This is a genomic window from Salmonella sp. 32100201201700099SM (assembly GCF_017572645.1).
In the GTDB taxonomy this organism is placed as follows: domain Bacteria; phylum Pseudomonadota; class Gammaproteobacteria; order Enterobacterales; family Enterobacteriaceae; genus Salmonella; species Salmonella enterica.
On the sequence record NZ_JAGERQ010000003.1, the window covers coordinates 13,638 to 35,119 of the forward strand.

The window sequence follows — 21,482 nt, forward strand, 5'->3', positions numbered from 1 at the left end:
TATTTAGTGCTAAACATTTATCAGTAGTCTTTATATTTGTACCGTTCTGCGAAGGTTGTACGCTTTTCCCGTCCCGCCGACGGAGCGCGTGTTAAGTTGCCCGGCATGACGTAAGAGTCTGGAAATTCATTCATTACCCTTTATACTGCCCTTCACCTTCAGCGTTGCTTTTATAGGTCGTAAACATAAATGAGTCAGTCTGACACAACGGTCTCTACCCGATTCTCCCTTCTACCGGGAAGCATTACCCGTTTCTTCTTATTGCTGATCATTGTGCTGCTGGTAACGATGGGCGTTATGGTACAGAGCGCCGTCAACGCCTGGTTGAAAGACAAAAGCTATCAAATTGTCGATATCACCCACGCTATTCATAAACGCGTGGATACCTGGCGGTATGTTACCTGGCAAATTTATGACAACATCGCCGCGACCACTACGCCATCGACAGGTGAAGGACTTCAGGAAACGCGTCTGAAGCAGGATGTGTATTATCTTGAAAAGCCGCGACGTAAAACTGAAGCGCTGATTTTCGGTTCCCATGACAGCGCCACGCTGGAAATGACGCAGCGTATGTCAACCTATCTGGATACGCTGTGGGGCGCGGAAAACGTGCCGTGGTCAATGTATTATCTCAACGGACAGGATAACAGCCTGATTCTTATCTCTACCCTACCGTTGAAAGATCTCTCATCCGGCTTTAAAGAGTCCACTATTGGCAATATCGTCGATTCCCGCCGGGCAGAGATGTTGCAGCAGGCGAATGCGCTGGATGAGCGCGAAAGTTTCTCCTCATTGCGAAAACTGGCCTGGCAAAACGGTCACTATTTTACGCTGCGCACGACCTTCAATCAGCCAGGACATCTGGCAACCGTGGTGGCGTTTGATCTGCCCATTAATGATTTAATCCCGCCGGGAATGCCGCTGGACAGTTTTCGGATAGAGCCTGACGCAACCCAGGCGACGGGGCGAAGCAGTGAAAAGGAAGCGCCTGATAGCGTCACGATTAGCTTTAACGGTTCAAAAATTGAGATCTCCTCAGCGCTTAACTCTACCGGGATGCGCCTGATCTGGCAGGTACCGTTCGGTACGCTTTTGCTTGATACGTTGCAAAATATTCTGCTGCCTTTACTGCTGAACATCGGGCTGCTGGCGTTGGCGTTATTTGGCTACGCCACGTTCCGTCATCAGCCGGGAAGGACGACGGAATCGACATCTGGCAACGCGGCGAATAACGAGCTTCGCGTCTTACGCGCCATTAATGAAGAGATCGTTTCTCTGCTGCCGCTGGGTCTGCTGGTCTACGATCAGGAAGGCAACCGCACCGTGATCAGCAATAAAATCGCCGATCATCTGTTGCCGCATCTTAACCTGCAAAATATTACCAGCATGGCGGAACAGCATCAGGGCGTGATTCAGGCGACAATTAACAACGAACTGTATGAGATCCGTCTGTTTCGCAGCCAGATCGCCCCCCGTACGCAGATCTTTATTATTCGCGATCAGGACCGGGAAGTGCTGGTGAATAAGAAGCTTAAACAGGCTCAGCGTTTGTATGAGAAGAATCAGCAGGGCCGCGCCGCCTTTATGCAAAATATCAGCAACACGCTTAAAGAGCCCGTACGCCAACTGGCGGTTAACGCCGCGGCAGTCACCACGCCGGAAAGCCTGAAACTGGCGGATCAGGCGGATGTATTGGTACGTATGATCGATGAAATCCAACTGGCGAATATGCTGGAAAATGACGCATGGAAAAGCGAAGCAACGCTGTTCTCCCTTCAGGATCTTATTGACGAAGTCGTGCCGGAAGTGCTGCCCGCCATTAAGCGTAAAGGGCTGCAACTGCTGATTAATAACCATCTTAGCGGCAACGATGAACGCTGGGGCGATCGCGACGCCCTGCGCCGGATTTTGCTGCTGTTGATTCAGTATGCCGTCACGACGACCGCTATGGGTAAAATTACGCTTGAAGTCGAGCAGGATGAATCTATCGCGGAGCGTCTGACTTTCCGTATTCTGGATACGGGCGAAGGCGTAACGTTAAACGAGATTGATAATCTGCATTTCCCATATATGAATGAAACGCAGGGCGACCGTTACGGCAAAGCGAATCCGCTCACCTTCTGGCTGTGCAATCAACTGGCGCGCAAACTGGGCGGTCATCTCAACATTAAAGCGCGAGAAACGCTGGGCACGCGCTATACCGTTCATGTCAAAATGCTTCCTCACGATCAGCATACTCAGGTCGAAGAGCGCCTGCTGGACGACGTGAGCGTGATGGTCGATGTGACGTCCAACGAGGTTCGCGCGATTGTGCTGCGTCAGTTAGAAAACTGGGGCGCCACCTGCATCACGCCGGATGAAAGGCAGATAAGTCAAGAATATGATCTCTTTTTAACGGATAATCCGTCTAATCTTACTGCCTCGGGCTTGCTTTTAAGCGATGATGAGTCAGGCGTGCGGAAAATTGGCCCGGGTCAGTTGCGCGTCAACTTTAATATGAGCAATGCTATGCAGGAAGCTGTACTACAACTTATCGAAGAGCAGCTGGCGCAGGAAGAGATTCCCGCCTCCCCGCTCGGCGGAGATGAAAATGCCGAGCTTCATGCCAGCGGCTATTATGCGCTATTTGTAGACACAGTACCGGATGATGTTAAGAGGTTGTATACTGAGGCGGCAACCAGCGATTTCGCTGCGTTGGCCCAAACGGCCCACCGCCTGAAAGGGGTGTTTGCCATGCTTAATCTGGTACCCGGCAAGCAGTTATGTGAAACGCTGGAACATCTGATTCGTGAGAAAGATGCTCCAGGTATAGAAAAATATATCAGCGACATTGACGCCTACGTCAAAAGCTTGCTGTAGCAAGGTAGCCCAATACATGAACAATATGAACGTAATTATTGCCGATGACCACCCGATTGTACTGTTCGGTATTCGCAAATCACTTGAACAAATCGAGTGGGTGAATGTTGTCGGCGAATTTGAAGATTCCACAGCATTGATCAACAACCTGCCGAAATTAGATGCGCATGTGTTGATCACTGACCTCTCCATGCCGGGAGATAAATACGGCGATGGGATCACCTTGATCAAGTACATCAAGCGTCATTTTCCGAGCCTGTCTATTATCGTTCTGACCATGAACAACAATCCGGCGATCCTGAGCGCCGTGTTGGATCTTGATATTGAAGGGATCGTACTCAAACAGGGTGCGCCAACCGATCTGCCTAAGGCGCTGGCCGCGCTGCAAAAAGGCAAAAAATTCACCCCAGAAAGCGTTTCTCGTCTGCTGGAGAAAATCAGCGCAGGCGGTTACGGCGATAAGCGCCTGTCGCCAAAAGAGAGCGAAGTATTACGCCTGTTCGCCGAGGGCTTCCTGGTCACCGAAATCGCCAAGAAGCTCAACCGCAGCATTAAGACCATCAGCAGCCAGAAGAAATCGGCGATGATGAAACTGGGCGTAGAGAATGATATCGCGCTGCTCAACTATCTCTCTTCCGTCACCCTGAGTCCGACAGACAAAGAATAAATCGCTTTTACGTTACCCAGCCTGATGGCGCTACGCTTATCAGGCCTACCAGTCGACTCATCTTTTGCAAGCCGGACAGGCAACGCCGCCATCCGGCATTTTTTATGCCCGCGTTTTACGTACTCGTTCGGCATACACCGCCAGCGTCTGTTTCAACACATCCAGCGTCACAGGCTTCGACAAACAGCTGTCCATACCGGACTCCAGGCAACGTTGTTTCTCTTCCGCCAGCGCGTTCGCCGTCACGCCGACGACCGGCAGCGTCAGCCCAAGCTGACGGATACGCTGCGTCAGGCGATAGCCGTCCATGTTCGGCATGTTCACATCGCTCAGAACAATATCGATAGCATTTTTACTCAGCACATTCAGAGCGTCCACGCCATCATTGGCTGTCTTACACTGATACCCCAACGATCCCAGTTGATCGGCCAGCAAGCGGCGATTGATCGGGTGATCGTCAACGACCAGAATCATCATGTCGTCATTTGAATTTGCGGTTTTATCCGTCGTCGGCAATGCGCTGGAAAGCGCTTCACTATCCAGCTCAATACTATAGATACGCGCCAACAGCGCGGGCAACTCATGCACCGACGCCACACTATGCACCCACTCGCCCGGCGCTCTTTCCAACGGAATCCCGATATGACGGCGGCAAAAGACGACCGCCGCCCTCCCCTGCCAGGTATGCTCCAGCGCGTCATCGACAATCAAAATATCGTCCGCGGCGGGTTCTTGCCCTTCATAACGCTGCGTATGAACGCCGCTACGCGCCAGACTGGTCTCAATAAACTGGCACAAAGAAGTATTGCGCACCGCCAGCCAACAGCAGGTTCCGGCGAGTCCTTCCACGCTCTTTTTCACAGGGTATTGCGCGCCATAAAGCGGGATGCGCAGCGTAAACTGGCTCCCCATGCCCGGCTCCGAATCGACGGAAATATCGCCGTCCATCATGCTGATCAATTTTTCGCAAATCGCCAGCCCCAGACCGGTCCCCTGAAAGTTACGCTGTACGCCGGTTCCCACCTGGAAGAAGGGATCGAACAGGCGAACCACCTCTTTTGCCGGAATACCGACGCCGGTATCCCGCACGCGAATGCTGAGATAATCCCCATCACAGCGCACATGCAGCACGATGCAGCCAATATCGGTAAACTTAATGGCGTTGCTCAACAGGTTTGAAATAACCTGCTGTAAACGCATCGGGTCGCCGTTCAGCGACACCGGCACGTCAGGCTCAATAAAACAATACAGGCCGAGCTGCTTACGCACCACCAGCGGCAGATAATTGGCGGTGATATGGTTCATCACCTCTCGCGGTGAAAATTCGCGCGGCTCAATCTTTAGCTGTTCCGACTCAATTTTCGAGAAGTCTAGAATGTCGCTGATAATTTTCAGCAACAGACTGGAGGAGTTATTCATCGCCGTGACCAGCCGATCCACGCCTTTTGGCAGCTCTTTGGTTTGCAGCAGATCGAGATTGCCAATGATACCGTACAGCGGTGTGCGCAATTCATGGCTGACCGTCGCAAGGAACATGGATTTAGACTGGCTTGCCTGCTCCGCCGCCTGCGCCATCTCTTGCAGCGACTCTTCCATTTTGACGCGCGTACTCACATCTACCAACACGCAAATCGCAACGTTTTCATTGCGATAGCGGGAATGGACGAAGCTAATTTGCAAATTAGTATTATTGCTGGTCAATACATCGACGAAGTTAACCTGCTGGCCGCAAATGATTTGCGTCAGGCGCTGTCTGTCTTCATGCGTGAGCATGTTCAGGTAGGTGTGCGCCAGTTCGTTACTCAGAATATTGACACCATCAATAGTGCGCAGAATACAGATCCCCACCGGCGCGGAGGCGACGATTTTACGGTTGAACTGTTCATGCTCTTCCAGACGCTGGGCATCGCTCTCCGCCGGAATGAAAATTCGCCGCTCATACATCCGCGCAAGCGTAAACAGCCCTGCACCCACCAGCACGTTCAGCAGGATAGCATTCAGGATAAGAATACGAATACGCTCCAGGACTAAATCTACAGGCACAGAATAGACAATACTGAGCGAGGATGGCGGCAGGCTTTTTTTGAGTACCAGTTCGCGAAAACCTGGCGTATAACCAAACCAGGAACGCTCCTGCATCCAGCGCGGCTCCGCTTTAATAATGCCGTCAGGACCGGTCAACGAAATCAGCGAATGGCCGTTCTCATCAATAATGGTGACGCCCATCGGCAAACTGCCCGGCGTGAAAAAATTTTCCATGCGGATGGACTGCTCGACGCCCAGCAGCGCTTGCAGACGGTTGGCCAGATACACCGGCGTCAGCGCATAAAAGTAGCCCACGCCCTGACGCGCCCCCTGGCTTATCCAGAAAAGGTTATTCCCGCTTTCTTCCTGCGGCGCGTTGCGGTATTTCATAATCCGCTCATGTAACGCTTTTAACGCATCATCGCGCTCCACGGGCATTTCACGCAGGCCGAAATTCGCCATACAGAGGTTATCGCTGCCAATCAGGAAAACGCGGTTAAGATCATATGCCGCTGAAAAGTTGTCGCGCCAGTAACGCATAAACCAGGCCAGCGACTCCAGCGAGCCGCGCCAGGCGGAGCCCATCGCCGCACAGTCTGAGTCGGCGAATAGCGGTTCAAAGTCCGGCACCACCATTTTGTCATCACGCGCACGCGACGACATGACGCCGTTTTCCGCCGTTAAACGGTTCTCGGCGATATATTTGAGCTCTTTCATCACGTCCGACGTGCGCTGGATAAAACGCTGCGCCTGATCGGAGCTAAGGTTGAACTCCTGACGAATTTCAGATTCCCGCTGGTGCAGGGCATTGACGATGTAAAACACCGAAACAAAGGCGATTAAGAGCCAAATGAGTAACGCTAACGCTCTGAATAAGTAGCGCGAGACTTTCAGCGTAGTTCGAAAGGAAGCAAGGTATTTCAAAGGGGCGAAGCTCCGCCTCAGGATGTAAATAGAGTGTGACTAAGGTAGCGGTAAATGACGTAGCCCGCAACGGCAAAGAAAAAGGGCCGGATATCCGGCCCTCGCACAGCAATAACATTACTCGTCAGCGTCATCCGCAACGTCGTCATCGCTTTCCGCTTCCGGGGCGATATCCTCATCCCCTTCCGCCACGCTGCCGTCGATAGCGTCGAGTTCTTCGTCATCTACCGGTTCAGCAACGCGTTGCAGACCCACTACGTTTTCATCTTCCGCCGTGCGGATAAGGATAACGCCCTGGGTATTACGTCCCACTACGCTGATCTCGGACACACGGGTACGCACCAGAGTACCGGCATCCGTGATCATCATGATCTGGTCGCAATCGTCTACCTGTACCGCACCGACAACGGAACCGTTGCGCTCGGTCACTTTGATAGAGATAACGCCCTGCGTCGCACGAGACTTGGTCGGATACTCGTCCGCTGCGGTACGCTTCCCGTAGCCGTTTTGCGTTACGGTCAGAATAGCGCCTTCGCCGCGTGGGATGATCAGAGAGACGACTTTATCGTCTCCCGCCAGCTTAATACCGCGCACACCGGTCGCGGTACGCCCCATCGCACGGACGGCGTCTTCTTTGAAGCGCACCACTTTGCCCGCGGCCGAGAACAGCATGACTTCGTCAGAACCAGAAGTCAGGTCAACGCCAATCAGCTCGTCGCCGTCGTTGAGGTTTACCGCGATAATACCGGCGGAACGCGGACGGCTGAATTCGGTCAGCGCCGTTTTCTTCACGGTACCGCTGGCGGTCGCCATAAAGACGTTGACGCCTTCTTCGTACTCACGAACCGGCAGAATCGCGGTGATACGTTCGTTGGCTTCCAGCGGCAGCAGGTTAACGATCGGACGACCGCGCGCGCCACGGCTGGCTTCCGGCAACTGATAGACCTTCATCCAGTACAGACGGCCCCGGCTGGAGAAGCAGAGGATGGTGTCATGGGTGTTGGCCACCAGCAGGCGGTCGATAAAGTCTTCTTCTTTAATACGCGCGGCAGATTTACCTTTCCCACCACGACGTTGCGCTTCGTAATCCGTCAGCGGTTGATACTTGACGTAACCCTGGTGAGACAGCGTCACGACAACATCTTCCTGGCTAATCAGATCTTCGATATTAATATCGGCGCTGTTGGCGGTGATTTCGGTACGACGCTCATCGCCGAACTGATCGCGAATTAACTCCATCTCTTCACGGATCACTTCCATCAGGCGATCGGCGCTGCCCAGAATGTGCAGCAGTTCAGCAATCTGCTCCAGCAACTCTTTGTATTCGTCGAGCAGTTTTTCATGCTCCAGGCCGGTCAGTTTCTGCAACCGCAGATCCAGAATCGCCTGCGCCTGCTGCTCAGTCAGGTAATACTGACCGTCACGCACGCCAAATTCTGGCTCCAGCCATTCCGGACGCGCAGCGTCATCACCGGCGCGCTCCAGCATCGCAGCAACGTTGCCCAGATCCCACGGACGCGAAATCAGCGCCGCTTTTGCTTCTGCCGGCGTTGGCGCGCGGCGAATCAGTTCGATAATCGGGTCGATGTTGGCCAGCGCAATCGCCAGAGCTTCAAGGATATGCGCGCGGTCACGGGCTTTACGCAGTTCAAAAATAGTACGACGCGTCACCACTTCACGGCGGTGGCGCACGAACGCTGAAATGATGTCTTTCAGGTTCATGATCTTCGGCTGGCCGTGATGCAGCGCCACCATGTTAATACCGAAGGAAACCTGTAGCTGGGTCTGGGAGTAGAGATTATTAAGCACCACCTCGCCCACCGCATCGCGTTTCACTTCAATCACGATGCGCATCCCGTCTTTGTCGGATTCGTCACGCAGCGCGCTGATGCCTTCCACGCGTTTATCTTTCACCAGCTCGGCGATTTTCTCGATCAGGCGCGCTTTGTTCACCTGATAGGGAATTTCATGGACGATGATGGTTTCACGGCCCGTTTTCGCGTCAGCTTCAACTTCCGCGCGGGCGCGAATGTACACTTTGCCACGACCGGTACGGTAGGCTTCTTCGATACCACGACGACCGTTGATGATCGCGGCGGTCGGGAAGTCCGGCCCCGGAATATGTTCCATCAGCCCTTCAATGCTGATGTCTTCGTTGTCGATATACGCCAGGCAGCCGTTAATCACTTCCGTCAGGTTGTGCGGCGGGATATTCGTCGCCATACCTACTGCGATACCGGAAGAACCGTTCACCAGCAGATTCGGAATTTTGGTCGGCATGACGTCCGGAATTTTTTCCGTACCGTCATAGTTATCCACGAAATCCACCGTCTCTTTTTCGAGATCGGCCATCAGTTCGTGGGCGATTTTCGCCAGACGGATCTCCGTATAACGCATTGCCGCCGCGGAGTCGCCGTCAATAGAACCGAAGTTACCCTGACCATCCACCAGCATGTAACGCAGCGAGAATGGCTGCGCCATACGAACGATGGTGTCATACACTGCGGAATCGCCGTGGGGATGGTATTTACCGATTACGTCACCAACGACACGGGCAGATTTTTTATAGGCTTTGTTCCAGTCATTGCCCAATACGTTCATGGCGTAAAGTACGCGACGGTGTACCGGCTTCAGGCCATCTCGGACATCCGGCAGCGCACGGCCAACAATGACCGACATCGCATAATCCAGATAGGAGCTCTTCAGCTCTTCCTCAATGTTGACCGGTGTAATTTCTCTCGCAAGGTCGCTCATCTAACCGCTATCCCTCTACTGTATCCCGGATTCAAAGGTCGCAAATTATAACACATTCGCCCACGTACTGGTAAACGGAATGCAGCCAGACAATGCTTTATTCGGGTGCCGCATGCTCTCTTCATTTATAAGCGTGGTCCCGGCGTTTATCGGCGATCGGCTTCAGAGGCGACACAGGGGAGATCGGGGCCTGGCCAGGAAGAGGCTGGAAAATCAATACCTCCCATGTCTACCCGTCATACTTCAAGTTTCATGTGCGTTGGCGGCAAGTTACTCGGCCCATCCCTGGGCCTCGCCCCGTCGGGGTTAGCGCAAGCGCTGTTCAAGACGGTTAACCATTTTATCCTGCAACTCGAATTATTTAGGGGATATGCCGGGAGGCATAAACCATAATCAGTATCACCAGATGCTATTTAATCACATAGGCCAGGTATTCTTTCACTACCTCATCGTTTAATTCCTGACCCAATCCGGGCTGTTCCGGCGCGACATAATAGCCATTTTCCGGCTGATAATCGTGGGTACAAAGTTCCCGAATAGATGCTTTCATCGCATTGGTATGATGCTCATGAATAATAAAGTTGGGAATTGCTGTTTCCATATGCAGCGCGGCTACCGTGGAAACAGGACCGCCGCAAACATGCACCTGTACAGTGGTGTCATAAATATTAGCATAGTCACAGATTTTCTTTCCTTCGGTAATTCCGCCGCAGAGACACAAATCAGGTTGCGCTACGGCAATAGACTGCTTCTCCAGTAATTCCCTGTATCCCCATCTTGTGTAGGAACGCTCGCCAGTGGCGATTGGAATCGTTGTTGAACGGGAAACTTTCTGCATATTATCAGAATTTAATGGATGAATCGGTTCTTCATAAAGAAAGATACGATACTTTTCTATCGCCTTCGCAAATTGAATAGCTGAGTTTGTACCGAGAAGAGAATGGATTTCCACGATAATATCAGCATCATCCCCCATTGCTTCACGCATAGCGGCAATTCGCGCTTCCCCCATTTTTAATTGATCGGCCAGTAACAATCCTGAATAGTTACGATTTTTATTCTGAAAAACACAGTCATCGCCATTACGATCGATTTCGAGTGGATCCACTTTAATCGCATCATATCCATCGTCAAGAGCCGCACGCGCCGCCTCAGCATATTCCTCAGGTGTCACTAATATCTGGCGTTTATCCCCCCAACCAAATTGTAACTGACTAGCATAGGTTCTTAATTTTTCATTAGTTTTCCCGCCAAGGAGCTGATAAACAGGTACACCTAAATATTTACCTTTGATATCCCAAAGAGCAATATCAATAGCGCTCATTCCGGCATAAAAAACGTTCCCGCCCCCCATCCCCCAAAAAGTCTTTCTGAAAAAGAACTCCCAAATTTTTTCGATATTTAATGGATCTTCACCCACAATCAATGGCGCCAGATCTCTGATGATCCCTACGCCAGCTTTAGCGCCTGCGCCATAGGCCAGTCCTACTTCGCCAATACCACTTAATCCTGAGTCGGTATTCACCCGGATAAGTACTGGATTACAGGAGGACATCGTTTGATCTCTTTTTTTTAATTCACAGTCAAAAACTTCAATAGACGTAATTTTCATAATTTCTCCATTTATCAGGTTCGTGATACAACATTTGTTTGTTGGCTTTTTTCTTTTTTCACATCAATTTTCATTAACGCCAAAACGGCTACCGCAGCGAAGCAAAGTATTGCCTCTACAATAAATATTCCTGTCGCACCATAATGAGTAGAAACGAATCCCAGTGACTTATTAATCAGGAATCCGCCAAGACTTGAACATGAGTTAATAAACGCAATGCTGATAGCCAACCCTGACGGCGACAATAATGCAGAAGGCAGCGCCCAGTAAGGTCCGTAATAGCTGAGGATCCCAACACCATAGAACGTTAGCCCCAGCATTCTCAGCGACATTGAGGGGACAAGAGCAATCATCAGAAAACCACAGCCTGCCAGAAACATGGGTAATGCAGCATGCCATTTTCGTTCATTCTTTTTATCGGAATGCCAGCCCCACCAGGGCATACTGAACATAGCGAAAATAAACGGAATACTCATGATTAAGCCAACGTCAGTATCCGTAAAATCAGTTGAAAATCCCTTCACCAACCCCGGCAACCAGTAGTTTGCCGCCAGAGCAGCCGCCTGAATCAACATGTAGGCGAAAGAAAGCTGAAGCAAAACTGGATTTTTGATTACGGAAAGAAAGGATGAGTTGGTATTTTTATTTAATGCAGCTGCGGTTTCATTGTCAGTGCGTAATTTATTAACTAAGGCCGATATCTGCTGTGGCGTAAGCCATTTAGCCTTTTCTGGACTGTCAGGCAGTAAATAAAATGTCAGGATGCCAAGGAATACGGTAGGGATACCTTCAATAGCAAAAAGCCAGCGCCAGCCTTCATAATCCGGGGTATTCAAATGCTCGATGATCCAACCAGACATCGGTGCAGCCAATACCGATGCAACAGCAATAGATAACATGAAGAAACTATTGACTTTTCCGCGTTCACGAGCCGGGAACCAGCATGCAAGATAATAAACCATGCCCGGGAAAAAGCCAGCTTCAAATACCCCCAAAAAAATGCGAGCCAGCAAAATATGTTGAGTATCTTTAGCAAAAAAAATCAGCCCTGTTACCGCTCCCCAGCCGATAATAATGGAACTAATCCATTTTCTTGCACCAAGCTTTTGCAAGCCAATGCTACTCGGAATTTGAAAGATTAAATATGATATGAAGAATATAGAAGAAATATTAGCGAAATCCTCAGGCGTAATACCGAGAGATTCATTCATGCGTAATGCAGCAAACCCAATATTGACACGATCCATATAGTTAAAAAAGTAAAGAATAAAGGCCAAAGGAATGATTTTCCTTTTTACAATACGAATTGCATCGTATAAATTTTCTTGTGGACTACTCATTTTGCATCACCTTTTATGATTCAATGAATAAGGGTATTGACCGGAATCGATGTTACGTAAAAAACAATACAATTCAAAAGCTAATGTGTCATATCTGATATATCAGCAAGCAAACTTAATGAAATATACAATAACAACAATAAAGTATGTAAATTTTCTTATATCTGATATATTAGATCCGTTAATTTTGAATAAATTAATTACAATGGAGCCGGGTTTAACCATGGAGGAGAAGAAAATGAAAAATAGATTAAAGCGTGGCTTTAGTCACATATCAATTGAAATACCCAAATCCATCACCCAGGTGATTAAAGAGAAAATAAGGGAGATGATTATCCATGGCGATTTCGATCTTGGGCAAGCGATCAGTGAAAATGAACTATCAAATATTCTGATGGTAAGTAAAACACCAATTCGTGAAGCTTTTATTTGGCTGAGCTATAATGAAAACTTGGTCAACATCATTCCCCGCAGTGGGACATTTGTTTTTTCTGTCACCGACGAGGATATCAATGATCTCATCAAAATGAGGGTTATCCTTGAACAGGGCGCAATTCGTGAAGCGATGGAGAAAAATGCTAACAATGTCATAGTCGAATTAAGCAATATTTTATCGAAGTCAGCAAAAATTAATGCAGAGCGAGATACGCAAGCTTACCTCAAACTGGATCATGATTTTCATTATGTTTTTGTGAAATATGCCGATAATAAATACATTTCACAAGCACACCTGTTGATCTCTGCACGTTTATTGGCAATTCGCTACAGACTGGATTTTACCGCTGAATATATCACCAGCTCTAACCGTGGACATGCCACTATTTTGGATATGTTAAAAAACAACAACGTCGAGGGCGTCTGTAATTTTATCACGCACCACATCGGTAGCGGTTTTACAGAACGCGCAAGAAAACTTCTTGCGCTGAAAGCGTAATAAAGACGGCAGTAGATATAACGCAGCGACTTTGCACCTGCTATACTGCCCCGATAGATCAATAGCGGAATCTCATGTACTCATGAACACTGAAAAACCGTCGGTAGCTCACAACGTTGACCATAATGAAATCGCCAAATTCGAAGCCGTCGCGTCGCGCTGGTGGGATCTGGAGGGCGAATTCAAGCCATTGCATCGCATCAACCCCCTACGCCTTGGCTACATTACTGAGCGCTCAGGCGGCCTGTTCGGTAAAAAGGTGCTCGACGTCGGCTGTGGCGGCGGTATTCTGGCGGAGAGCATGGCGCGCGAAGGCGCTACCGTTACCGGGCTGGATATGGGCTTTGAGCCTTTGCAGGTCGCCAAACTGCGTGCGCTGGAAAGCGGCATCGAGGTAGAGTACGTGCAGGAGACGGTTGAGGAACATGCGGCAAAACACGCCCAGCAATACGACGTCGTCACCTGTATGGAAATGCTGGAGCACGTTCCCGATCCGCAATCGGTCGTCCACGCCTGCGCCCAACTGGTTAAACCCGACGGCGAGGTGTTCTTCTCAACGTTGAACCGCAATGGGAAATCCTGGCTGATGGCGGTCGTCGGCGCTGAGTATATTCTGCGCATGGTGCCAAAAGGCACGCACGACGTGAAGAAATTCATTAAGCCTGCTGAACTGTTAAGCTGGGTAGATGAAACCGTCCTGAAAGAGCAACATATCACCGGGCTGCACTACAACCCGATAACCAATACTTTCAAACTCGGTCCCGGAGTAGACGTTAACTACATGTTGCATACCCGCGCTAAAAAAGCCTGACATCAAAGAATTTTCCTATAAGGGTTGCGTTAGATCATCGGGCGCAACCTTTCTCTTCGATGAAGAAATCAGCATTCGATCAAGTTTTGATTTTTTTTTATGAATTGTTGACATCCTCTCCAGGCCTTATCAGACGCGCATTTAGCGATTCTTACGCTTTTGCAACCGCAATTTAACGCCAAAATCAACTCTTGTACTCAAAAGAATCCCTACTAGAATACTCACCATATAGCGTTTCACTTATCGATTACCCCCTATATATAGTATTTATCCACAGAGTTAGTCACAACGTGGCGTTGTGGATAAGCGGGGGGATATTTTTCTTTCACGGACAGGTAAACAGGTAGAAAACCACATGAATCAGAGTCTGCTGGTGACAAAGCGTGACGGCCGTACTGAGCGCATCAATCTCGACAAAATTCATCGCGTGCTTGATTGGGCGGCAGAAGGACTGAATAACGTATCGGTTTCTCAGGTCGAGCTACGCTCGCATATTCAGTTTTATGATGGGATTAAGACCTCCGATATCCATGAAACTATCATTAAGGCCGCCGCAGACCTGATCTCTCGCGATGCGCCGGATTATCAATACCTGGCTGCGCGTCTGGCGATTTTCCACCTGCGTAAGAAAGCCTTCGGCCAGTTTGAGCCGCCCGCACTTTACCACCATGTGGTAAAAATGGTTGAGCTTGGCAAATACGACAATCATCTGCTGGAAGACTACACGGAAGAAGAGTTCAAGCAGATGGATTCGTTTATCGTTCACGATCGCGATATGACCTTCTCCTACGCTGCCGTTAAGCAGCTGGAAGGGAAATATCTGGTGCAAAACCGCGTGACCGGCGAAATCTATGAAAGCGCGCAGTTCCTCTACATTCTGGTAGCGGCCTGCCTGTTCTCGAACTACCCGCGTGAAACGCGTCTTGACTATGTAAAACGTTTTTACGATGCGGTCTCTACGTTCAAAATCTCGCTGCCGACGCCCATCATGTCCGGTGTGCGTACCCCAACCCGTCAGTTCAGCTCCTGCGTACTGATCGAGTGTGGCGACAGTCTGGATTCCATCAACGCCACCTCCAGCGCGATTGTGAAATACGTTTCTCAGCGCGCCGGTATCGGCATCAACGCTGGCCGCATTCGTGCGCTGGGCAGCCCGATTCGCGGCGGCGAAGCGTTCCACACCGGCTGTATTCCGTTCTACAAGCACTTCCAGACGGCGGTGAAATCCTGTTCGCAGGGCGGCGTGCGCGGCGGCGCGGCGACACTGTTCTATCCGATGTGGCACCTGGAAGTGGAAAGCCTGCTGGTACTGAAAAACAACCGTGGCGTGGAAGGCAACCGCGTACGTCACATGGATTACGGCGTACAGATCAACAAACTGATGTATACCCGCCTGCTGAAGGGCGGCGACATTACGCTGTTCAGTCCGTCCGATGTACCCGGGCTATACGATGCGTTCTTCGCCGACCAGGACGAATTCGAACGCTTGTACGTGAAATATGAAAACGACGACAGCATCCGCAAACAGCGTGTGAAAGCGGTCGAACTGTTCTCGCTGATGATGCAGGAACGCGCCTCTACCGGTCGTATCTATATCCAGAACGTTGACCACTGCAATACTCACAGTCCGTTCGATCCGGTTGTCGCCCCGGTACGCCAGTCTAACCTGTGTCTGGAGATTGCCCTGCCGACCAAACCGCTGAACGATGTCAACGATGAAAACGGCGAAATTGCGTTGTGTACGCTGTCTGCATTCAACCTGGGCGCCATTAAAACTCTGGACGAGCTGGAAGAACTGGCTATTCTGGCAGTACGCGCTTTGGATGCTCTGCTCGATTATCAGGATTACCCGATTCCGGCTGCCAAACGCGGCGCAATGGGCCGTCGTACGCTGGGCATTGGCGTGATTAACTTCGCCTACTGGCTGGCGAAAAACGGTAAGCGTTATTCCGACGGCAGCGCCAATAATCTGACGCATAAAACCTTTGAAGCCATTCAGTACTATCTGCTTAAAGCGTCCAACGAACTGGCGAAAGAGCAAGGCGCCTGCCCATGGTTCAACGAAACCACCTATGCAAAAGGCATTTTGCCGATCGACACCTACAAAAAAGATCTGGATGCGATCGTCAACGAACCGCTGCACTACGACTGGGAACAGCTGCGTGAGTCGATCAAAACCCACGGTCTGCGTAACTCCACGCTATCGGCGCTAATGCCGTCGGAAACGTCGTCCCAGATCTCCAACGCCACCAACGGCATTGAGCCGCCGCGCGGCTACGTCAGCATCAAGGCCTCGAAAGACGGTATTTTGCGTCAGGTCGTGCCGGATTATGAGCATCTGAAAGACGCTTACGAACTGTTGTGGGAGATGCCGAACAACGACGGTTATCTGCAACTGGTGGGTATCATGCAGAAGTTTATCGATCAGTCGATTTCCGCCAATACCAACTACGATCCGTCACGTTTCCCGTCAGGAAAAGTGCCGATGCAGCAACTGCTGAAAGATTTGCTCACCGCGTATAAATTTGGCGTGAAAACTCTGTACTATCAAAATACCCGCGACGGCGCGGAAGATGCGCAGGACGATTTGGCGCCTTCTATTCAGGACGATGGCTGCGAAAGCGGCGCTTGTAAGATCTGATGAATAGTGCCGGGTAGTGCTATGCCTACCCGGCCTACGATTGTACGGTTTGTAGGCCGGATAAGGCGCTTGCGCCGCCATCCGGCGCTCATCCCATAAAGGATTCACTTCAATGGCATACACCACTTTTTCACAGACGAAAAACGATCAGCTCAAGGAACCCATGTTCTTTGGCCAGCCGGTCAACGTTGCACGCTATGACCAGCAGAAATATGACATCTTCGAAAAACTGATCGAAAAACAGCTCTCTTTCTTCTGGCGTCCGGAAGAGGTCGACGTCTCCCGCGATCGTATCGATTATCAGGCGTTGCCGGAGCACGAAAAACATATCTTCATCAGCAACCTCAAATACCAGACGCTGCTGGATTCCATTCAGGGACGTAGCCCGAACGTCGCCCTGCTGCCGCTCATTTCCATCCCGGAGCTGGAGACGTGGGTAGAGACCTGGGCGTTTTCTGAGACGATTCACTCACGCTCCTACACCCACATTATTCGTAACATCGTCAACGATCCGGCGGTCGTGTTTGACGATATCGTGACCAACGAGCAAATTCAGAAGCGTGCCGAAGGTATCTCCGCCTACTACGACGAACTTATTGAGACGACCAGTTACTGGCACCTGCTCGGTGAAGGCACCCATACCGTTAATGGCAAAACGGTTGTCGTGAATCTGCGTGAGCTGAAGAAAAAACTGTATCTGTGCCTGATGAGCGTGAACGCGCTGGAAGCCATCCGCTTCTACGTCAGCTTCGCCTGCTCTTTCGCATTTGCCGAGCGTGAACTGATGGAAGGCAACGCCAAAATTATCCGTCTGATCGCCCGTGACGAAGCTCTGCATCTGACCGGCACGCAACATATGCTGAACCTGTTGCGTAGCGGCGTGGACGACCCGGAGATGGCGGAAATCGCCGAAGAGTGTAAACAGGAATGTTATGACCTGTTCGTGCAGGCGGCGCAGCAGGAAAAAGAGTGGGCGGACTATCTGTTCCGCGACGGTTCGATGATCGGCCTGAATAAAGATATCCTGTGTCAATACGTTGAATATATTACTAATATTCGTATGCAGGCGGTAGGGCTAGATCTGCCGTTCCAGACCCGCTCCAACCCAATCCCGTGGATCAATACCTGGCTGGTGTCCGATAACGTTCAGGTCGCGCCACAGGAAGTGGAAGTTAGCTCTTATCTGGTCGGACAAATCGATTCGGAAGTCGATACCGACGATCTGAGTAATTTCCAGCTCTGATGGGACGCGTCACGCTGCGTATCACTGGCACACAACTGCTGTGCCAGGATGAACACCCTTCTCTGCTGGCCGCGCTGGAATCGCATAACGTTGAGGTGGAGTATCAGTGCCGCGAAGGTTATTGCGGCTCCTGTCGTACCCGACTGGTTGCCGGTCAGGTTGACTGGATTACGGAACCTTTAGCGTTTATCCAGCCGGGAGAGATTTTGCCCTGCTGCTGCAGGGCAAAAGGCGATATCGAAATCGAGATGTAACTCAGTGCAACTCGCTGGTGGAAACCAAAGGCATCACGCCACGTTTTTTCATCTGCACGGCATACAGTGCGCCAGCGAGTACCACCAGCACCGCGCCAGCGACATAAATCATACGATAGCCAACCGACTCAACCATCATTCCCATGATAAAGGCGCCAATCGCCATTCCGGCATCCATCGCGTTAAAGAACAGTGAATTCGCCACGCCGATTTTATGCGGTTCAACCGAGCTGATAATTTGCGTCTGGAAAACCGGCGTGACCGAACCGTAGCCGATACCGATGAGACCGCCGGAAATAATCATCATGATGCTGCCATTGGTGTAGCCCAGCGCCACCAGACCGATGGTAAAAGCCAACAGACATGGATAAACAACATATTTCGGCCCTTTTTTATCACAAATATTCCCGGTGAAGGTACGGCATATCATCAGGAAAATCGCGTAGCACAGCAGGAAATTACTGGCCGCCGCCATTAAATCCAGCTCACGCGCATACAGCGCCAGGAAAGCCGACACGCCGGCATAGGAGAAAGTCATAAAAAAGGTGACCAGCGCAAAAGGCAAGGCGGCGCGGTCAAACATCGCGGAAAAACCCAGATTCGGTTTCGAACCATCGGCATGACGAATTACCGGAGGGACCGTCACAATCAGGGAAAGCACAATCCCTAACGCCGCTACAGCGGAACAAAGCCAGAATGCGGCAGTGAACGCGTCCCAGCGGGCCATATTCAAACCGATCCACGGTCCTACGACCATCGCCAGGCCCATCGCTAAAGAGAAAAAGCTGATGCCCTCTCCACGTCGGGAGGCCGGAATTAACCGCGCTGAAATAGTTCCTTTTACCGTGGTAATAACACCAAACGTAATCCCATGAAGTACGCGGATAAAGAGCAGCGACTCGATAGAATGGCAAACCGGATACAGCGCGGTAATCACCAAAAAAGCCAGAGAAGAGAGCACCAGAATCTTTTTATTCGAATATTTTCCCACCCATTGTCCGGCAAATGGCCGAATAACAATTGCCGCGGCCAGGAAACATGTCACTAGCAATCCTGCCTTATCTGCAGAAGCATGCAGGCGGTCAGCGATATAAATGGGTAATAAGGTTAGCAGTACATAAAAAACAAAAAAGATAATAAAACTTACTATGGTGATAGCCCAAAAATCCTTCGTCCATAATTTTTCTTTCATTCTTAACGACCCGTTCAGATGGCGCACGCAGGCAACGCTCAGCTCAACTGAACACCTATCAGGTGCGTCAAAATGTGATGTATTCGATAGAATCACAGTATAAACAAGTGCACTCTATTAGAAAAATTAATCGTTTTAATTATATTGATTAGGTTTTACTAATGACACTAACCCAAATCCACGCCCTGCTTGCCGTACTGGAGTACGGCGGATTTACCGAAGCCAGCAAACGGCTATACATGACGCAATCCGCCGTCAGCCAGGCCATCTCCGCGCTTGAGGAGGAGCTCGGCGTTGACATATTGATTCGTGAGCGTCGTAAAGAGATTGAGCTTACCGCCGCCGGTAGCCGCATCGTCAGGCACTTACGCGCGATCCAGCGCGACGTCAACGCGGTAAAAGAGATTGCCGAACAAGAAAAAAAGAACCCGGCCCGTACGCTACGGATTGGCTGTTTTCCCAGCGCCTGCGCCTGCATTTTACCCGGCGTCATTCGCTATTTTGAAAGCCATCATCCAAATGTAAAAATTATCCCTTATGAAGAGAACAGTACGGCTATTATTGATTCGCTGCAGGACGGAAGTATTGATGCCGGTTTCGTTCCTTTTCCGGTCAACGGTATGTATTGCGTCCCCATTTACCGGGATAAATTCACCGTAGTGGTGCCTGAAAATCATCCCCTGGCGGCCAATAGTACGGTAACGGTCGAAGAACTGATGGACGAACCACTTATTGTCAGTAAAGGTCGTTATGAATTAAGCATTATGGCGTTGTTTAAAGAAAAGGGTATTGAGCCGATATTTAAATATGAATTTAACCATCCCGATACTGCGCTGAATTTTATTCGCCAGGGATTAGGTATCGCCTTATTGCCAGAATTAACCTTAAAAGCCACGACAGGAAAATTATGCTCCGTGGCGCTGGAACCCACCTTTTATCGACAAATTTCCCTGTTAGCAAAAGAACCGCCGGTAGAAGGAAGTCCGTTATTTTTATTACAAAAATGTATGGAAACACTGACCGATGAGGGGTTGCTATAAAACAACCCCGCCTGATGGCATTGTGTTTACCAGACTTACGCTGGCAAACGTTGCGCCAGGCCGGATGAGGCGTTTATGCCCTCATCCGGCGCGTCACTTCGACTATGGCAAACCTTTAGTCATTTTTTTGCAGGAACATGACCGCCTTATCCGGGAAGTCAGTGAACAGCCCGTCGACGCCCGCCTTGTTATACAGGATGTCGTACAACTGATTGACGTCTGTGGCATAGTCCGGCAATTGATCGGCACGCACAGTGTAAGGATGCACTACCATCTTATTCTGATGCGCGTCTTGCACCATTCCAGTCAGCTTGATATTCCCTTTCGTTGAGCCTTCCGCAACCAGCATATGGTAATCCGGACCAATACCGTCCGCATATTCCGCCACCTGCTTCATAGCGCCCGGCTTAAACATCCAGTCGTAGTTGTAATTTACCCAACGACCGTCCGGCTGTTTCTGCTGTGTTTCATTCCAGTCGGTATACGCAATAAGTTGAACCAGATTGAGATCCATCCCCATTTTGGGTTCCAGTTCATTCTTAATACGTTTCAGCTCAGCGACATCAAAACACTGCAAATAGACATTGTCCTGCTTGCCGGTGTAACCATACTTCTTCAGCACTTCCAGCGTTTTCGCGGCAATATCTTTCCCTTCCTGATGATGGAACCACGGCGCTTTAATTTCCGGATAAATACCGATATTTTTACCGGTAGAGTGATTTAATCCCTGAACGAATTCAATTTCCTCTTCAAAGGTATGAATGCGGAAATCAGATTTTCCCATCGGGAAACGGCCCGGATAAGTTTGTACTTTTTTGCCGTTTTCAATATCAAACCCTTCGGTAAACTTCAGGGATTTAATTTCATCCAGCGTAAAATCGATAGCGTAATAGCGCCCATCTTTACGCGCCCGGTCCGGAAAACGGTCAGCGACGTCAGTCACCCGGTCAAGGTAGTGGTCATGGAGGACGACCAGATGGTCGTCCTTTGTCATCACTAAATCCTGTTCCAGATAATCTGCCCCTTGCGCATACGCCATCGCTTTCGCCGGTAGCGTATGCTCCGGCAGATAACCGCTGGCGCCACGGTGGGCGATAACGACTTTTTCAGCCGCCACGGCGCCGCTTCCGATGGTCATTCCTGCCAACATTAACGCCACGCTAAGGTTTTTCAGTGTGGTTTTCAT

Annotated in this window: 14 protein-coding genes; 8 read left to right on the forward strand and 6 right to left on the reverse strand. The window is 50.2% G+C overall.

Annotated features, from left to right (window positions below; genetic code table 11):
* The first annotated feature begins 189 nt into the window (after positions 1-189).
* Complete coding sequence (gene rcsD / locus J4685_RS05710) at positions 190-2,859, forward strand: phosphotransferase RcsD (RefSeq protein ID WP_000083205.1); 2,670 nt, start codon at positions 190-192, stop codon at positions 2,857-2,859.
* Between the two features lie 16 nt (positions 2,860-2,875).
* Positions 2,876-3,526 (forward strand): response regulator transcription factor RcsB, encoded by a 651-nt coding sequence (gene rcsB, locus J4685_RS05715; protein WP_001061919.1) that lies wholly within the window; start codon positions 2,876-2,878, stop codon positions 3,524-3,526.
* Between the two features lie 102 nt (positions 3,527-3,628).
* Here rcsB and rcsC read toward each other — a convergent pair whose 3' ends face one another.
* The 4 genes from rcsC to J4685_RS05735 all read right to left on the reverse strand — a co-directional run bounded on the left by rcsC (position 3,629) and on the right by J4685_RS05735 (position 12,181).
* A complete protein-coding gene (rcsC, locus tag J4685_RS05720; protein WP_000876076.1) occupies positions 3,629-6,475 on the reverse strand; it encodes a two-component system sensor histidine kinase RcsC in 2,847 nt (948 codons plus the stop codon).
* Positions 6,476-6,592: 117 nt separating this feature from the next.
* Positions 6,593-9,229 carry a DNA topoisomerase (ATP-hydrolyzing) subunit A gene (gyrA, locus tag J4685_RS05725; protein WP_001281271.1) on the reverse strand — a complete coding sequence of 879 codons (2,637 nt, stop codon included), beginning with the start codon at positions 9,227-9,229 and terminating at the stop codon, positions 6,593-6,595.
* 409 nt (positions 9,230-9,638) lie between these two features.
* Positions 9,639-10,841: a mandelate racemase/muconate lactonizing enzyme family protein gene (locus J4685_RS05730; protein WP_000705577.1), complete on the reverse strand. Its 1,203-nt coding sequence runs from the start codon at positions 10,839-10,841 to the stop codon at positions 9,639-9,641.
* A gap of 14 nt (positions 10,842-10,855) precedes the next feature.
* Entirely contained in the window at positions 10,856-12,181 is a 1,326-nt protein-coding gene (locus J4685_RS05735) for an MFS transporter (RefSeq protein ID WP_000098083.1), read from the reverse strand.
* Between the two features lie 49 nt (positions 12,182-12,230).
* Between J4685_RS05735 and J4685_RS05740 the strand changes: the two genes are divergently transcribed.
* The 5 genes from J4685_RS05740 to yfaE all read left to right on the forward strand — a co-directional run bounded on the left by J4685_RS05740 (position 12,231) and on the right by yfaE (position 18,064).
* Entirely contained in the window at positions 12,231-13,115 is an 885-nt protein-coding gene (locus J4685_RS05740) for a GntR family transcriptional regulator (protein WP_000944717.1), read from the forward strand.
* Between the two features lie 82 nt (positions 13,116-13,197).
* Positions 13,198-13,926, forward strand: coding sequence for a bifunctional 2-polyprenyl-6-hydroxyphenol methylase/3-demethylubiquinol 3-O-methyltransferase UbiG (gene ubiG / locus J4685_RS05745; RefSeq protein ID WP_001091010.1), 729 nt, complete (start codon positions 13,198-13,200; stop codon positions 13,924-13,926).
* Positions 13,927-14,281: 355 nt separating this feature from the next.
* Positions 14,282-16,567 (forward strand): class 1a ribonucleoside-diphosphate reductase subunit alpha, encoded by a 2,286-nt coding sequence (gene nrdA / locus J4685_RS05750; RefSeq protein ID WP_001076494.1) that lies wholly within the window; start codon positions 14,282-14,284, stop codon positions 16,565-16,567.
* A gap of 112 nt (positions 16,568-16,679) precedes the next feature.
* Entirely contained in the window at positions 16,680-17,810 is a 1,131-nt protein-coding gene (nrdB, locus tag J4685_RS05755) for a class Ia ribonucleoside-diphosphate reductase subunit beta (protein ID WP_000332032.1), read from the forward strand.
* Positions 17,810-18,064, forward strand: coding sequence for a ferredoxin-like diferric-tyrosyl radical cofactor maintenance protein YfaE (gene yfaE, locus J4685_RS05760; RefSeq protein ID WP_000533921.1), 255 nt, complete (start codon positions 17,810-17,812; stop codon positions 18,062-18,064). Before nrdB ends, yfaE begins: the two co-directional genes overlap by 1 nt.
* A 1-nt stretch (position 18,065) precedes the next feature.
* Here the strand turns inward: yfaE and J4685_RS05765 are convergent, their stop codons facing one another.
* The gene (locus J4685_RS05765) at positions 18,066-19,256 is read right to left on the reverse strand and encodes an MFS transporter (RefSeq protein ID WP_000660241.1); all 1,191 of its coding nucleotides are present in this window, start codon (positions 19,254-19,256) and stop codon (positions 18,066-18,068) included.
* Between the two features lie 161 nt (positions 19,257-19,417).
* Here J4685_RS05765 and J4685_RS05770 point away from each other — a divergent pair, with 161 nt between their 5' ends.
* Entirely contained in the window at positions 19,418-20,296 is an 879-nt protein-coding gene (locus J4685_RS05770; protein ID WP_000176719.1) for a LysR family transcriptional regulator, read from the forward strand.
* Between the two features lie 115 nt (positions 20,297-20,411).
* Here the strand turns inward: J4685_RS05770 and glpQ are convergent, their stop codons facing one another.
* A complete protein-coding gene (gene glpQ, locus J4685_RS05775; RefSeq protein WP_000858952.1) occupies positions 20,412-21,482 on the reverse strand; it encodes a glycerophosphodiester phosphodiesterase in 1,071 nt (356 codons plus the stop codon).